The 14,613-nt window shown below is 64.2% G+C and carries 16 protein-coding genes; 4 read left to right on the top strand and 12 right to left on the bottom strand.

The annotated features are described in order from the left end of the window. Positions 1–9 precede the first annotated feature (9 nt). Positions 10–651, top strand: a complete 642-nt coding sequence (locus ASG84_RS22940; RefSeq protein WP_057479264.1) for a GntR family transcriptional regulator — start codon at positions 10–12, stop codon at positions 649–651. On the opposite strand, the gene ASG84_RS22935 is transcribed toward ASG84_RS22940, so the two are convergent. Beyond that, positions 623–1,972: an MFS transporter gene (locus tag ASG84_RS22935; protein ID WP_057479263.1), complete on the bottom strand. Its 1,350-nt coding sequence runs from the start codon at positions 1,970–1,972 to the stop codon at positions 623–625. The two genes, ASG84_RS22940 and ASG84_RS22935, sit on opposite strands and share 29 nt — an antisense overlap. 130 nt (positions 1,973–2,102) lie before the next feature. Here ASG84_RS22935 and ASG84_RS22930 point away from each other — a divergent pair, with 130 nt between their 5' ends. Both ASG84_RS22930 and ASG84_RS22925 read left to right on the top strand, forming a co-directional pair. Next, positions 2,103–2,777: a DUF2848 domain-containing protein gene (locus ASG84_RS22930; RefSeq protein WP_057479262.1), complete on the top strand. Its 675-nt coding sequence runs from the start codon at positions 2,103–2,105 to the stop codon at positions 2,775–2,777. A gap of 84 nt (positions 2,778–2,861) precedes the next feature. Then, positions 2,862–3,221: an FKBP-type peptidyl-prolyl cis-trans isomerase gene (locus ASG84_RS22925; protein WP_057479261.1), complete on the top strand. Its 360-nt coding sequence runs from the start codon at positions 2,862–2,864 to the stop codon at positions 3,219–3,221. Here the strand turns inward: ASG84_RS22925 and ASG84_RS22920 are convergent. The 5 genes from ASG84_RS22920 to ASG84_RS28575 form a co-directional block, all read right to left on the bottom strand. After that, on the bottom strand, positions 3,214–4,236 hold the full coding sequence (locus ASG84_RS22920) for an isopenicillin N synthase family dioxygenase (RefSeq protein ID WP_057479260.1): 1,023 nt from the start codon (positions 4,234–4,236) through the stop codon (positions 3,214–3,216). The genes ASG84_RS22925 and ASG84_RS22920 overlap by 8 nt on opposite strands. 61 nt (positions 4,237–4,297) lie before the next feature. Next, on the bottom strand, positions 4,298–5,599 hold the full coding sequence (locus ASG84_RS22915; protein WP_057479259.1) for a sensor histidine kinase: 1,302 nt from the start codon (positions 5,597–5,599) through the stop codon (positions 4,298–4,300). Further along, positions 5,596–6,324, bottom strand: a complete 729-nt coding sequence (locus ASG84_RS22910; RefSeq protein ID WP_057479258.1) for a response regulator transcription factor — start codon at positions 6,322–6,324, stop codon at positions 5,596–5,598. Before ASG84_RS22910 ends, ASG84_RS22915 begins: the two co-directional genes overlap by 4 nt. 10 nt (positions 6,325–6,334) lie before the next feature. Continuing rightward, a complete protein-coding gene (locus ASG84_RS22905; protein WP_057479344.1) occupies positions 6,335–6,541 on the bottom strand; it encodes a hypothetical protein in 207 nt (68 codons plus the stop codon). Positions 6,542–6,633: 92 nt separating this feature from the next. Then, the gene (locus tag ASG84_RS28575; protein WP_268793503.1) at positions 6,634–6,759 is read right to left on the bottom strand and encodes a hypothetical protein; all 126 of its coding nucleotides are present in this window, start codon (positions 6,757–6,759) and stop codon (positions 6,634–6,636) included. 342 nt (positions 6,760–7,101) lie between these two features. Between ASG84_RS28575 and ASG84_RS22900 the strand changes: the two genes are divergently transcribed. Further along, positions 7,102–8,430 carry a cryptochrome/photolyase family protein gene (locus tag ASG84_RS22900; protein WP_057479343.1) on the top strand — a complete coding sequence of 443 codons (1,329 nt, stop codon included), beginning with the start codon at positions 7,102–7,104 and terminating at the stop codon, positions 8,428–8,430. A gap of 6 nt (positions 8,431–8,436) precedes the next feature. Here the strand turns inward: ASG84_RS22900 and ASG84_RS22895 are convergent, their stop codons facing one another. From ASG84_RS22895 to ASG84_RS22870, 6 genes are all read right to left on the bottom strand, one after another. After that, positions 8,437–9,339: a DMT family transporter gene (locus ASG84_RS22895; protein ID WP_057479257.1), complete on the bottom strand. Its 903-nt coding sequence runs from the start codon at positions 9,337–9,339 to the stop codon at positions 8,437–8,439. A 136-nt stretch (positions 9,340–9,475) separates the two neighbouring features. Continuing rightward, the gene (locus ASG84_RS22890; RefSeq protein WP_057479342.1) at positions 9,476–11,332 is read right to left on the bottom strand and encodes a propionyl-CoA synthetase; all 1,857 of its coding nucleotides are present in this window, start codon (positions 11,330–11,332) and stop codon (positions 9,476–9,478) included. Between the two features lie 145 nt (positions 11,333–11,477). Further along, entirely contained in the window at positions 11,478–11,930 is a 453-nt protein-coding gene (locus tag ASG84_RS22885) for a hypothetical protein (RefSeq protein WP_057479256.1), read from the bottom strand. After that, a complete protein-coding gene (locus ASG84_RS22880) occupies positions 11,927–13,174 on the bottom strand; it encodes a molybdopterin-dependent oxidoreductase (protein WP_057479341.1) in 1,248 nt (415 codons plus the stop codon). Before ASG84_RS22880 ends, ASG84_RS22885 begins: the two co-directional genes overlap by 4 nt. Before the next feature lie 95 nt (positions 13,175–13,269). Continuing rightward, positions 13,270–13,878, bottom strand: a complete 609-nt coding sequence (locus ASG84_RS22875; RefSeq protein ID WP_057479255.1) for a TetR/AcrR family transcriptional regulator — start codon at positions 13,876–13,878, stop codon at positions 13,270–13,272. Beyond that, positions 13,875–14,540, bottom strand: a complete 666-nt coding sequence (locus ASG84_RS22870; RefSeq protein ID WP_057479254.1) for a class I SAM-dependent methyltransferase — start codon at positions 14,538–14,540, stop codon at positions 13,875–13,877. The genes ASG84_RS22875 and ASG84_RS22870 overlap by 4 nt, the downstream gene beginning before the upstream one ends. Positions 14,541–14,613 lie beyond the last annotated feature (73 nt).

Below are 14,613 nucleotides of genomic sequence, written 5' to 3'. Positions count from 1 at the left end.
ACATATCGTATGCAGTCGCTGTCGGGGAGGGAGAAGGCGTACCTTTTCGTGCGCGATCAGGTGCTGTCGTCACCGGCCGCCACCGGCACTTTTCTCAACGAGCAAGAGCTCGCCACGCGAATCGGCGTATCGCGCACACCGGTTCGTGAAGCCCTGCTCATGTTGCAGTCCGAGGGCCTGGTCGAGATGGTGCCCAAGCGCGGCGCGCACGTGCCGGCGATGTCCGGACGGCAGATCGCCGAACTGATGGATCTGCGCGGTGTCCTCGAGCGGCATGCAGCCACCCGAGCGCTGCGCGCCGGCGATGCTCCGATTGCGGCGATGCAGAATGCGCTGACGCAGCAGGAATTGTTGATGAACTCGGGCGATGCGGATGCACCCAAGCAGTTCATCGACTGGGACGGCACGTTTCATCAGAGTCTGATCGATTCGGCGGGAAGCGAACTGCTCTCGCGTACGTACGCCGGTCTGCGAGCGCGCCAGCTTCGCGTGGGCTTGAGTGCGTTGTTCACCGCGGCCAACCGGCAGCATCGGGTGTGCGCCGAGCACCAGGCCATCATCGACGCACTCGGTGCGGGCGATGAAGGCCTGGTACACGAGAAGATCGACGCTCACCTCGAGGTCACACTTCAGACTCTGCTGCGCGCGTAGCGTTTTCGTGCTCCTGATTCAGTAGTACGTAGTGCTCGTCCTCGGTGGGGTCGGGGTTGCGGCCGAGTGCCAGGCCGACGAGTGTCACCGCTCCGACGATCACGATGTATCCGGCGATCGGCACCCAGCTGTCCGTCTTGTCCAACAGGTACACGAAGATCAGCGGGGCCATCGCGCCACCGAACACCCCGGCGATCGTGTACGCCAACGAGCTACCGGTGGAACGCAATCGCACGCTGAACTGCTCGGTGACGAAGGCTGCCTGTGGCCCGTACATGAACGAGTGGAATGCAAGGCCGACAACGACTCCCAGGATCAGCAGCGGTAGCGATCCTCCGCCGATGACGAGGAAGAAGATCGCGCTCCAGGCAACACCGCCGACGGCCGCGACGCCGTACACGAGGCGCCGGTTGATGCGGTCGGACACTGCTCCGGCGAGCGGTATCAGGCCGAGTTGGCATGCCGATCCGATCAGAATGGCGGTGAGTACCTCGCTGCGCTCGAAGCCCAACTTCTGGGTTCCGTAGGTGATCGAGAAGACCGTGAACAGTGCGTAGATGACGTCCGGTGCGACACGAGACATGATGCCCGCCAACAGCGGTCGCAGTTCGGTCTTGAACACCTCACTGATCGGTGCCTCGGAGCGGTCGCCGCTCTCCTGGAGCGCCTTGAACACCGGGGTGTCCTCGAGCTTCAGGCGGATCCACAAACCGAACCCGACGAGTACGGCCGAGAAGAGGAATGCCACTCGCCATCCCCAGGACTCGAACTGCTGGTCGGTCAGTGACAGTGTCAGGATCGCGAGTGCGCCGTTGGCGAGCAGGTTGCCTGCCGGTGGTCCGATCTGGGCTGCCGAGGACCAGAAGCCGCGTTTGCGGGGATCGCCGTATTCGCTGGAGAGCAGAACGGCTCCGCCCCACTCGCCGCCGACCGCAACTCCCTGGCAGAACCGCATCGTGACGAGGATGATCGGGGCCGCGATGCCGATGGTGTCGTAGCCGGGGATCAAGCCGATGGCGAATGTCGTGACGCCGATCAACAGCAGGGTGATGACGAGTAGCTGTTTACGCCCGATGACGTCGCCGAGACGTCCGAAGACGAATCCACCGACCGGACGGGCGATGTACCCGACGGCGTACGTCGAGAAGGCCAGCAGTGTTCCGGTCAGTGGGTCGCTGTCCGGAAAGAAGACGAGCGGGAACACCAGCGCTGCGGCGGCCGAGTAGACGGCGAAGTCGTACCACTCCAATGCCGTTCCGGTCAGGCTGGCGGCAAAGGCCTTGGCCAGGCCCTTTCTATCCACCGAAACAGGTTCGGTCATGACGACTCCTTCGTGTGCCTGGGATCACTCTATCCGTTGTACGTGCTCCATACTTGCTGTATACAAGACGTATGCGCAAGGTTTTGGGCGTATCGGAAACAGAAAATTTACGAGGAGAGGGTCCTTACTGATGCTCACATTCACGCTGCCCGACGGCACGACCGAATCGGTCGAAGTGACCGCGCTGCTCAATGCGGGCTATGCCGGTCGCAACCAGGAAGAAGTGGCGTCGCACATCGCCGAGCTTGCCGAACTGGGCGTCCCTGCCCCGACGGTGACCCCGGCGCTGTATCCCATCTCGCCGTACCTGGCGCAGCAGACCGATGCCGTCGCCGTCCAACACGGTCGTACCTCGGGTGAAGCCGAGTGGGCCCTGGTTGTCTTGGGCGACACGATGGAGGACGTATTGCTCACGGTGGCATGCGATCACACCGATCGGGACCTCGAAGTTCACAGCGTCGCGTGGAGCAAGAACGCGGCTCCCGACGTGCTCGGCACCGGCGCATGGCGCTTGAGCGAGGTGGCCGACCGACTGGACGAGATCACCCTGACCGCGTGGGCCGACGGAGTACTCATCCAATCGGGAACTCTCGGTGATCTTCTCGCCCCGCAGTACTGGCTGGACGTGCTCACCGAGCGCGGACTGTTCTCGCGTGGAACGGTATTGATCTCGGGCACCATCTCGATGCACCACGGGGTGAATCAGTTCTCCGACGCGTGGAAGGTGGAGATGACCGACCCCGCGACCGGCAATGCTCTGACCTGCGAATACAAGACGAATTTGATGCCAGCGCCTATTGGCTGACCGTCACGACGTAAAGTCGGAGCGGAATATGCCCCAGATCGACAGTCGGCGTCGGCGGGCCGGCATCAACCGCAGGAGACTTCAGTGACGAAGCCAGTGATCGAATTTCAGGCCGGACCGGCACCCTTGGACCTGGTGACGGTCGACCTCGTCGAAGGTGACGGCGCAGAGGCAGTTGCAGGCGGCACCGTCGAGGTGCACTACGTCGGTGTCGAGTTCGATTCGGGCGAGGAGTTCGACTCGTCCTGGAACCGCGGCGAATCCATTCAGTTCCCGCTGCAGGGACTGATTCAGGGCTGGCAGGACGGCATCCCCGGGATGAAGGTCGGCGGACGCCGTCAGCTCACCATTCCGCCGGAGCTCGCCTACGGCCCCGCCGGTGCAGGTCATCGCCTCTCCGGCAAGACCCTCGTGTTCGTCATCGATCTGCTCGACGTCAAGTAACAGCGCGACGTACCCGCTCGGCTTCGCGGGTTGCCGAGGCGTTGGCCGTCCCGCCTCGGGAACCTGCCAGCTTTGCCTGGATGTGTTCGGCCACGGTCACCGGTCGGTACCGGGGCTCTGCGCCGGCCTCGATGCACGACGCCAACGGCGCGATCACAGCGTCGAGATTGCCGTCGTGGAAGAAGGCAGCAGAACGTCTGCGCTGGATCGTCCCGCCCGACACCGGTGGCCGCACGCGATGCAGAGTCGACATCCAGCGATCGTTGGTCAACCGGGCCGTCAGATCACCCAGATTGACCAGCATTGCGCCCTCGACAGGCTGCACGTCGTGCCACACCCGGTCGGTTCCGAGGACCTGTAGGCCGGGTACCCTATCGGCCCAGAGCACCGTCACCAATCCGTAGTCGGTGTGTTCGCTCATTCCGGTGAGTTCGCGGTCCGGTACTTCGGTGCCCGGGTCGAGTGCGTAATTGTTCATTCGTAGCGTGTCGAGCGACCGATCGGTGATGCGTGAGAACAGGTCCGGCGATTCCCCGAGTGCGTCGGCGAACACCCCGGTCAGCGTACGTGCCACGCGGCCGGCTTCGGCGAAATACGGTTCGACGGCGCTTCGGAACCCGACCGACTCTGGCCAGGTGTTCGGCTCACCGGTGCCGACATTGAATGCCTCGAAGTAGTCGTTCATGCCCGACGCCGAATCGAGCCCGAGGCTCAGGCTCAACGTTTCGCTCTTCGGTGCGGTGTAGCCGCGGTTGAGCTCGGGCGGGCAGATGTAGGCCGATTTCTGCGCTGGGTCCATTCCGAAGAACGAATCCATCGCCGACGCGAGCCCGGCAACGATCTCGTCGGGGATGCCGTGGCCGACGATCTGCATGAAACCGACTGTGCAGCATGCATGATCGACCTCCGACGCCACGCTTCGGCGCGCGGTCGCGTCGGCCCCCGAGGAGTGGTCACCCGGAACGTACGGCGAGATGTCGACAGTGGGAACGGTGAAATCCGATGACGAGTGCACCGGTCCATACTCCTCGCATCGGGCGATCCTGCGGGTTTCTCCCGCGTAACGAATGCCGAACCTAGCGAATCTGCAACTCCATCACCAGGCGCGCGCCGCCCAGTGGACTGTCGGTGAAGTAGACACGGCCACCGTGCAATTCGGCCTGCTGCGCAACCAGGGCCAGACCGAGACCCGAGCCACCCTTGGCTGCCCTGGTGCCGCGCTCGAAGCGGCCGAACACCGATTCGCGTTCATCGACGGGTACCCCGGACCCGTTGTCGTCGATCACAACTCGCACCGTCGTGTCCACGCGTTCGGCGGTGATGACGATCGAGGTTGCGTTGCCGTGCCGAACGGCATTGCCGATCACGTTGTCGACGGCCAATCGCAGACCGGTCGGTAGTGCGCGCATCGTGATCTCGCAATCGGGAGCGGACTCCACGCGGATGTCGAGCTCGGGGTGCAGTCTCTGCGCGTCCTGGGCGGCGACGTCGCAGATGTCGATGATGTCGGTCTCGACTCTGTCGCCCTCACTGGACAACTCACCCGACGCCAGTCGTTCCAGGGCGGTCAGCGTGGTCTCCACGCGTCCTTGCGTTCGCTCCAGGTCGCCCAGAATCTCCCGTTGCTGCGCGGGTTCGAGGTCGAGGGTTCGCAGGACCTCGAGGTCGGTGCGCATCGCCGTCAGTGGGGTGCGCAGTTCGTGTGCGGAGACGGCTGCGAAGTCGCGTGCGGTGTCGAGCGCGGCATTGGTGCGGTCCTGGGCCTCGTTCAGTCTGGTCAGCATGCCGCCGATCGCGACTGCGAGTGCATCGGCCTCGGTCACGCCGGTGCGGGTGTCGGGCGCGGTCGGAGGTTGCGCGCTGACCTGCCGCGTCAACGTCACCAACGGTCTGACGGCTCGCCCGCCGAACAGCCAGCCCAGGCCGGTGGACACGGCAATCGCAACCAGCCCCAGCATGAGCACTTGTTGCTGTTGCTCGTCGGTGACCTGTTGTGCTTCGAGGGCCGGCACTCCGATCGATATGGAGACGGTGGAGACGACGGTCGACACCGCCGTGTAGACGCGGAAACGTTGGCCGTCCACGTCGACGGTCTGCGAGCCGGTCTCCAGCGCGGGCAGCCGTGTCGGTGTCGACGCGACCACTATGTCACCGCTACGGATGGTGACGGCGAATGCGCCGGAGAGTTGATCTATGAAGGCCTCCAGCGTCGACGAGTTGGGAACCAGCACCTGCGACGCTGTAGTCAGCCGCTCGTCGAGCTGATTGACGTTGTTGCGGGAGATGGCGACCGACGTGACCACCGCGAGGGCAGCGACCACAAGGGTGGCACCGAGGGCTGTGGCGGCGGCGACGCGCGCGCGCAGCGAGAAGCTCATGCGGCTTCTCGGACGACGAACCCGACGCCGCGGACTGTGTGCAGGATGCGGGGGGAACCATCGGATTCGAGTTTGCGACGGAGATAGCCGACGAACACGTCGACGACATTGGTGTCGGCGACGAAGTCGTAGCCCCACACCAGTTCGAGCAGTCGCTCACGCGTGAGGACAACGCCTTTGTTCCGGGCCAGAATTGCCAGCAGCTCGAATTCCCGCTTGGTCAGGTCGATGTCGACTCCGCCGCGATGTACTCGATAGCCGGGGATGTCGACCACGAGGCTCCCGATGGCCACCGCCGAGTTCGGTACCCCCGAATCTGCTACCGGCACAACCGGATTGGTGCCGCGTCGGCGCAGCATGGCGCGGATTCTCGCCACGAGTTCGGCCAGCACGAACGGTTTGGTGAGGTAGTCGTCGGCACCGGATTCCAGCCCGGCAATGCGATCGTCCACCGAGCTGCGGGCACTGAGCACGCAGATCGGAATGTCGTTTCCCATGGCGCGCAACGCGGTCACGACGCTGGCTCCGTCGAGTACCGGCATGTTGATGTCGAGCACGATGGCATCGGGCGTGGATCGGGAGACCACGCCGAGTGCCTCCGCTCCGTCGGATGCGGTGATGACGGTGAACCCCGACAGGCGCAGTCCGCGTTGCAGCGAGGACAGCACGTCGGCGTCGTCATCGACGACGAGGACGGTGGCGGGGGAACTCGACGATTCGGTCACCGGTCCAATGCTAGGCAACCCAGCTGTCGACGGTGGTTCGGCGTTCCTCGGGTGTCTTGGCGAAGAACTCCTCGAGTGCACTGCGGCGGCCGGTGTCGGCATCGAGCGACCAGGCGAGAGCCGGTGCCTTGGCATAGAGCTGCTCGTAGTACTTCTCGAAAGTGCAGGTGCTGTTCACCAGGGAAAGAGCGCCAGGGAAGGGGCGGATGTTCGACATGATGTTCTCCTCGTCTCTCGGGGTGTTTCCCAAGCTAGAGGGGCTTCCTGCGACCATGGTGAGTCATCGTTGGCGGAATTCTGAGACTTCTTTCACGACATCGAATCGTGATGTGCACGGTCGCCGCCCGCGCGCAGTGTTCGATCGACCGAGGACAAGTCCGCATGCACCGGTCCGCAGACGCCGATGCCGGCCGTGACCACGGGCGTGATCGCCACAGCAGCACCGCCCAGCCGGTATCGACGAGGGCGACCAGTGCCGCGACTGTCATCGCACCGGATCGTCCACTGCGGTCCGTGCCGAGCTCGAACAGGAGAGGCTGAAGGCCCAGGACCACTGTGGCCAGCACGACGGCCGTCCGCGCGAGCGGCATCAAGTGGCGTCGTACCAGGTATTCGGGAAAGAACTCGTAGCGGTGTGGCGCGGTCCAGTCGATTGCCATCTCGGCGCGTTCCTCGCCGGCAGGCGCGGTGCCGCAGACACGGTAGCTGCCTCCGGGGCCGGGCGGAGGAATCGACGCGGGCGGGTTGCACTCCGGACGGTTGGGTAAGACTGACACCATGTCGCTCGTATGGTTTCGCCGTGACCTCCGTCTGGGGGATCTGCCCACCCTGACCGCCGCCGCCGAGTCCGGAGATCCGGTACTCGGGCTCTTCGTGCTCGACGACCGCTTGCTGAAGCCCTCCGGCGGGCCGCGGAAGGACTTTCTCTTTCGGTCTCTCGAGGCGCTGAACGAGCAGCTCGACGGCAGACTGATGGTGGTGCACGGCGACCCCGAGACCGTCGTGCCGAAGGTGGCGAAGGCGATCGACGCGCAGGACGTCCACATCAGTGCCGACTACGGCCCGTACGGCCGCGATCGCGACCAGCGTGTGGGTGAGAAGGTGAATCTGGTCGAGACCGGATCCCCGTATGCGGTCGCCCCCGGGCGGATCGTCAAGAACGACGGTGAGCCGTACAAGGTTTTCACGCCGTACTCGCGCCAGTGGCTCGAACACGGCTGGCGCGGTCCTGCCGACACGTCCGCGAAGACCGTGGAGTGGATCGACCCCGACGACGTGAAAGGTGTTCGGCGGGTGAAGATTCCTTCGGAGAAGGAGGCGTCCGACGCGGCTGCCGGGGAAGCGGCCGCGTCCAAGCAGTGGAAGGACTTTCTCGACGAGGTCTCTGCATACGACGACGAGCGCAATCGTCCCGACCTCGATTCGACGAGTCGGATGTCGGTACAACTCAAGTACGGAACCATTCACCCGCGGACGATGTTGGCCGATCTCGGCAAGCTCCGCAGCGAGGGGTCCGCGTCGTACCGTCGGCAGATCTGCTGGCGAGACTTTTACGCCGACATCCTCTTTCAGCGACCCGACAGTGCCCGAGAGAACTACGTCAAGAAGTTCGACGCAATCGAACTGGACTCCGGTAAGCATGCCGACGAGTTGTTCGATGCCTGGTGCAAGGGGGAGACGGGCTTCCCGATCGTCGATGCCGGTATGCGGCAGTTGAACTCGGAGAAGTGGATGCACAACCGGGTCCGGATGATCGTCGCGTCGTTCCTCGTCAAGGATCTGCACCTGCCGTGGTGGCGCGGTGCGCGGTACTTCATGCAGCACCTCGTCGACGGCGATCTGGCCAACAACCAGCACGGCTGGCAGTGGACCGCGGGAACCGGGACCGACGCGTCGCCGTACTTCCGAGTGTTCAATCCGATCACCCAGGGCGAGAAGTTCGACCCCACCGGCGATTACGTGCGCCGCTGGGTGCCCGAGCTACGAGGTGAAGAAGGAAAAGCCGTGCACACGTTGAAGTTCGGCCGGCCCAAGGAATACGTGGAGCCGATCGTCGACCACAAGCACGAGCGGGAAGTGGCGATCGCGCGATTCAAGGCAATCTAGCGACCGTTATCGCTTGCGCGACAACCCGACCCCCACCAGGCATATCATTCCGCCGACCACGGCGAGGTAATGCGGAACCTCACCCAGCAGCAGCCAGGCGAGAGTGATGGTGATCGGCGGGACGGCGTACGTGGTGATGCCGAGCTTGCCTGCGTTCATTCTCGTCAATGCGTAGGCCCAGGTGCTGAACGCCAGCGCAGTTGGCACCAGGCCCAGGTAGATCAGTCCGCCGGTGGCTCCGGTCGAGGCCGTCGACAGGTCGTCGAGTAGAGCCGGTGCGAAGGGCAGCGTGCAGACCGCGCCGATGGTGCAGGCCATCCACGTGACTTGAAGTCCGGGAATGGTGCGCAGCACCGGCTTCTGGCTGAGCACTCCGATGGCGTACGTCACCGCGGACACCAGACACAGTGCGATGCCGAGGAAGTCGGCGTCCGTCTTGGTCGTGGACGTGGTGGTCACGGCGGTGACGACACCGACCATGACGGCACCGGCGAACGCGATGCCGGCACCGATCACCAACCACCTCGGAAAGCCCTCGCCCAGAAGCAGACCCGCGAACAGGGCGACGAGTATCGGTCCGATCTGAATGATCATCGAGGTCGTCCCGGCGTCGACGCGTTGTTCGGCGGCGTTGAGGGAGACGTTGTAGATGCCGAACCAGAAGACGCCGATGCTGATGATCTGCAACCATTGAGTCCGGTTCGGTTTGACCCACTGTCTTCTGACGAGGACTATCGCGCCGAGTGCGAACGATCCGATGAGTAGTCGGCCCAATGCAAGTGGCCCTGCACCGAACGATTCACCGACTCCGCGAATGGCCACGAAGGCCGAGGCCCACGAGACCACCGTGACGACGACTGCGCCGAGAGCGAGCCAATCCACGGCGGGCCGGGTATCGAGATCTGTCATGACGATGACGCTATCGCGCGGCAGGTTGCCATGGCGCGCGGATTTCGGCCATCGTTGCGCGAATTCGCGTCGCGATGGTCCCTGCTCGTCGTGCGCGTTTTGCGTACCTGGACATACGCAAAACGCGCACGACGGGTCAGCGGCCGAGCAGCTTCTCCAGTGCATCGAGGACGGCCGGATCCTCGATCGTCGACGGCACGCCGTACTCCTCGCCTGCGACGATCTGGCGCATCGTCTTCCGCAGGATCTTGCCCGACCGGGTCTTCGGCAGCGCTCCGACGATCGTCACGTCGCGGAACGTCGCGAGCGCACCGATCTGATCGCGCACCATGGCCACCAGTTCGGTACGCAGCTGCTCCTCGGTGATGTTCTCCCCGGCTTTGAGTACTACGTAACCACTGGGGCGCTGGCCTTTGAGGTCGTCGTGGATACCGATGACCGCGCATTCGGCGACGGCGGGATGGCCGGCGAGCACCGCCTCCATCGACCCGGTCGACAAGCGATGCCCTGCAACGTTGATGACGTCGTCGCTGCGTCCGAGTACGTAGACATAGCCGTCGGCATCGATATATCCGGAATCGCCGGTGAGGTAGTAGCCGGGGAACGTATCGAGATACGAACGCTGGAAACGTGATTCGTCGTTCCAAAGGCCTACCAGTGCGCCCGGTGGCAGCGGCAACTGCACGACGATGTTGCCCTCGGTGCCCGCGTCGACGGGGTTGCCGGTGGCGTCGAGGATACCGACCTGGAAGCCGGGTACCGGTACCGTCGGCGATCCGGGTTTGATCGGAAGTGGCTCCAGGCCGCGAAGATTGGCGCAGATGGCCCAGCCGGTCTCGGTCTGCCACCAGTGGTCGACCACCGGTCGATCGAGCGTGCGCGAAGCCCACTCGTAGGTATCGGGATCGAGGCGCTCGCCTGCGACGAACAGGGTCTCGAGCGAGGAGGTGTCGTATTTCTCGAGCTCGGTGGCGTGCGGATCGACCTTGCGGATGGCGCGCAGCGCAGTCGGTGCGGTGAACAGGGCGCGGATGCCGTGATCCTGGATCACCCGCCAGAATGCCCCGGCATCGGGAGTCCCGACGGGCTTGCCTTCGTACAGAACCGTTGTGGCACCGGCGAACAGGGGTGCGTAGACGATGTACGAATGTCCGACGACCCAGCCGACATCGGACGCCGTCCACATCACTTGCCCTGGCCCCACGTCGTAGATGTTGCGCATCGACCACGTCAGCGCGACGGCATGGCCGCCGTTGTCGCGGACCACGCCCTTCGGCTTGCCGGTCGTTCCCGAGGTGTAGAGAATGTACAGCGGATCGGTGGCCAGCACCGAAACCGGTTGTGCTGCTGTGGCGTCGGCGACGAGGGTGTCCCAGTCCAGCCACTCGTGGTCACCGGTAATTCCCTCTCGTGATTTCACGATCACCGACGGTGTGTTCGCGGTGGTGAGAGTCAGTGCCCGTGCCACCAGCGGCAGATACTCGATGACGCGACCCGGCTCGAACCCGCCGCTTGCGGTGATCAGCAGTGCCGGTTCGGCGTCGTCGATGCGCGCTGCGAGTTCCTTGGCTGCGAAGCCGCCGAAGACCACCGAGTGCACCGCGCCCAGCCTCGCGCACGCCAACATCGCGACGACAGCCTCGGGAATCATCGGTAGATAGATCACCACACGATCGCCCGGCACCACACCTTGCCCGCGCAGTACCCCGGCGAATCGAGCGACCTGGTCGAGAAGTTCGGCGTAGGTGTAGCTGCGGGTGAGTCCGAGCATCGCAGAGTCGTAGATCAATGCGGTCCGGTCGCCGTGTCCGGCATCGACGTGCCGGTCCAGGGCATTGAAGCACGTGTTGAGGCGGGCCCCGGGGAACCAGTGTGAGCCGTCGAATGCGGTGGTGGGAGGGGTATCCCAGTCGACTTCTGCCGCCGCAGACAGCCAGAATTGCTCGCGGTTGTCGATGCTGCTGTCGAATGCTTGCCGATACTCGCCACTCATGTTGTGGAGCGTAGTTCGGGGCTGCGTGGTGCGGGCCGGGTTGCGCACTACCGGCGACGACCGGCGGGATCCCGTCGACCGACGGTCGTTGCGTGCAATGGTGCCCATCGGCGTCGATATCGATGGCTCGGCCGCCAAGATTGCGTCAACGCCTCTGCCTGAGCATTTCGCGGCCGCCATAGAACGCGGCGCTGGCCGCGAACATCCCGGCCACCAGCAACAGCCATCGCATCGCATACGGCTCTTGTGTCAGGCCGGTGGCCGCCTCGTACGTCTCGCTTCCCTGGGAGAAGATGCCCGGTGCGAACAGCAGCAGGCTCAGACCTGCGCCGAGCGCAGGAATGCGAACCGCGTTGACGAACCGGCCGAGGCGAGCCACCAGCGTCCGGTCGAGTAGGGCATACAGCGGAAACAGAATCGCGTCGTGCACCACAGCAGCGCCCACGAACCACAGCCCGATGGACTGCCACCAGACGTCGGCGTTCCACAGTGCCGGAAAGCCTATTGTCAGAACCACGACACCGGCCAGTGCGAGGCAGCAGGCCGTCGCCACCAGGTGCAGCGGGCCTGCGCCGTACCGTGCCCGAAACGTGCTCATGCGTTCTCCCCGAAGAATTCGACGGATTCGATCCATTTGGTGGCATGTACCCCGGGAATCGCCGGCATCATGATGCGAGCGGGATAACCGTGATCGAGGGACAGATCGGCACCGTTCACGCGAAGGGCGAGCAGCGAATCGGGATGCACCATCTGGTGGCCACCGAAGGTGACGCGGTTGAACGACCCGGAAGGTTCGAGGGAACGCACCTCGCCGGTGTCCACGGAGTCGATTCCTGCGAGTACAGCGAGATCTCGCAGCCGGACACCGGTCCACGTCTGAACCGTCGACCAGCCTTCGACGCAGGAGATCGGCAATTCGACTGTGTGCAGATCCATTTGTTCGAGTTGGGCTCTGGTGAACACGACTTCGTTGCTGCCGGCGCGCACGGTCAGCCGCCACGAATCTCCCGTCCGCGCCTCGTCGATGCCTGCGGCCTCGGCAGTCCGGTTGATCTGAAAATCGTTGGGTCCGTCGCCGTAGGAACGGCCGCGGGGGAGCAGAATCGCCGCTCCGCGAAGAAAGCCGCCCGTCGTCTGCCCCACGCTGAGGACGGCGACAAACAGTGCGCTGCCGCCCACGAGTGCCAGTGCGCCGCGCCGACTGATGGTCGCAGGGGCGGGATCGGTTGCAGCAAGACCGGATTCGTCGTCGACGTCGGGAACGGTGTCGGCCACTCGAATGCGCATCAGCTCCAGGAACGGACGGGTTCTCAGTGCCGTGACCATGGTCGGAAACTTCAGCACCACGTGAGCGAGGAAGCCGGCGACGAACACCCAGGCACCCCAGTAGTGCGCGGTGTAGAAGCTGAAACCGAAGAGGTAGTCGTACTGAATGTTCAGCACTCCGGTGATGATCTCGAACAGGACGCCACCGACCAACGCCAGCAACGATATTCGTTCGAGGAGGTGGGCGACACTTCGAACCGGTGGCATCTCGATCAGTTTCGGGATCACCGACCACAGCTTGGCCAGGACGATCGGCACCATGATCAGTCCGAGTCCCACGTGGAGGCCCTGAGTGAGTCGGTAGAACCAGACGGGTTCGGTCGGCCAGTCGAACGACGGTAGCCGCAGCCATCCGACGTCACCCGGCATGGATTGGCCGAATTGGGGACCGTAGGCGGCCCAGGAAATGAATCCGGTGATCGTCACGATCGGCAGCGCGACGAGCAGTACGGATGCCAGAACAGAGGTGAACCAGACGCCGCGGATCGGGCTTCGAAACGTAGGAAGTCGTTGCATTCTGGTTCCCGTCTCCAATTTTGTACCCGCTAGTACAAACTAGTGAGGTCGAGCGTAGCGCACTCGGGGTCCGGTCACCAGAGTTCGTTCGCTCGTCATGTCTCGGTGCGCAGTCGACGAACCGCAGCGACCGCAGCGTCGAGCGCATCGCGCAGCGGTTGCACGTCACCGGCGATCCGCGCGATCAGCATGCCGCCCTGCAGCGAGGCGATCAGAGTGGCGGCGGCAGCGGCCGGATCGGTTGCCACGTCCAGTTCCCCGCGGTCGACCATTCGACGAATTCCCTGCTCCAGTGGTTGCTCCCAGCGCCGGAACGCGGCATGGAGACTGGGGACGAAGGCTGCATCGTTCTTGAGTTCTGCCGCGAGCGAGCCGAGGGGACACGAGAACGGCCCACCGGGCTGCTCGTGGTTTCGGACGACCTCGGCGGCCCACGCGTCGATGTCGTCGAGGCTGTCGATGTTGGCCAGGCGTGGCTGAGCGGCGAGGACACGTTCGAGTTGACGGGCGATCACTGCCTCGACCAGGTCCGACTTGTCGGAAAAGTAGTGGTACAGCTGCGACTTTCCGGTTTCGGAGGCGGCGAGTACGTCGTCGAGCGTCGTGCCGGCAACGCCGTGGGTGTACATCATCGTCGCGGCTGCATCGACGATCGCGGCTCTTGTTCGTCGGCCCTTTGCGGTTCGCGGTAGCTCCTTGCTCACACGCCCTCGATTCCTCGCTCGAAGTTGTGAACGGCGAGTTCCGTGAATACCCGACCGTTCGACTCTATGGTTCGCCGGACTTGCAGTCCCGCCGCTACGGCCAGCGCGTACAGCGCGTTCACTCCGACGCTGGCCCAGCTGAACCATTCGCCGACCGATTCTCCTGTCTCCCAACGGACCGTTGTGGTCCGATCGTCGATCTCGAAGGCGGATTCGACGATGGCCGTACCCGTCTCGTGCAGCAGTCCTCGAACCGTTGCCAGCAGTGCGGCAGGGTCGCCGCCGATACCGATATTGCCGTCCGCGAGCAACACGTGCGACCACTGACCCGCACCGGGGAGCGCCGAGAAGATGTCTTGCTGCATTGCTCGTCCACCACGGTGATTCGTCATCTCCACGGCAACCGACGAGCTGTCCACTCCCAGGGCGGGCACTCCGGCTCGAGTGAGCGCTTCGGTCAAACGCCCTGGTCCGCAACCGAGATCGAGTGTGGGACCGGTGCAGAAGGCGATCGATGCCTCGTCCGACCGGATGTCCGCTGCGGTCGCAAAGGTGCCGCCCATCCAACGCGCAATCGGGAGTGGGGTGCGTCGGCCGTGGGAATCGGCGATCCAGGAGGGCAGCCCCGCTCGGCCGCGGCGATAGACGTCGTCTGCAATCACCCGATCGAATGTACCAGTGAGTACAGGAAATAGTCTGCCATCAATATTCGACGCGGCACCGTCAAGATTGCGT

The organism is Rhodococcus sp. Leaf278 (assembly GCF_001426085.1).
Classification (GTDB): Bacteria; Actinomycetota; Actinomycetes; order Mycobacteriales; family Mycobacteriaceae; genus Rhodococcoides.
The sequence above is the reverse complement of the archived record's forward strand: the minus strand, read 5'-3'. Positions and strand labels throughout refer to the sequence as shown.

What these genes read in the sequence shown, in the direction of transcription:
- ASG84_RS22940 (WP_057479264.1), top strand. Translation starts at nt 10, where the DNA reads ATGCAGTCGCTGTCGGGGAGGGAGAAGGCGTACCTTTTCGTGCGCGAT.
- ASG84_RS22935 (WP_057479263.1), bottom strand. Translation starts at nt 1,972, where the DNA reads ATGACCGAACCTGTTTCGGTGGATAGAAAGGGCCTGGCCAAGGCCTTT.
- ASG84_RS22930 (WP_057479262.1), top strand. Translation starts at nt 2,103, where the DNA reads ATGCTCACATTCACGCTGCCCGACGGCACGACCGAATCGGTCGAAGTG.
- ASG84_RS22915 (WP_057479259.1), bottom strand. Translation starts at nt 5,599, where the DNA reads ATGAGCTTCTCGCTGCGCGCGCGCGTCGCCGCCGCCACAGCCCTCGGT.
- ASG84_RS22905 (WP_057479344.1), bottom strand. Translation starts at nt 6,541, where the DNA reads ATGTCGAACATCCGCCCCTTCCCTGGCGCTCTTTCCCTGGTGAACAGC.
- ASG84_RS22900 (WP_057479343.1), top strand. Translation starts at nt 7,102, where the DNA reads ATGTCGCTCGTATGGTTTCGCCGTGACCTCCGTCTGGGGGATCTGCCC.
- ASG84_RS22895 (WP_057479257.1), bottom strand. Translation starts at nt 9,339, where the DNA reads ATGACAGATCTCGATACCCGGCCCGCCGTGGATTGGCTCGCTCTCGGC.
- ASG84_RS22890 (WP_057479342.1), bottom strand. Translation starts at nt 11,332, where the DNA reads ATGAGTGGCGAGTATCGGCAAGCATTCGACAGCAGCATCGACAACCGC.
- ASG84_RS22885 (WP_057479256.1), bottom strand. Translation starts at nt 11,930, where the DNA reads ATGAGCACGTTTCGGGCACGGTACGGCGCAGGCCCGCTGCACCTGGTG.
- ASG84_RS22880 (WP_057479341.1), bottom strand. Translation starts at nt 13,174, where the DNA reads ATGCAACGACTTCCTACGTTTCGAAGCCCGATCCGCGGCGTCTGGTTC.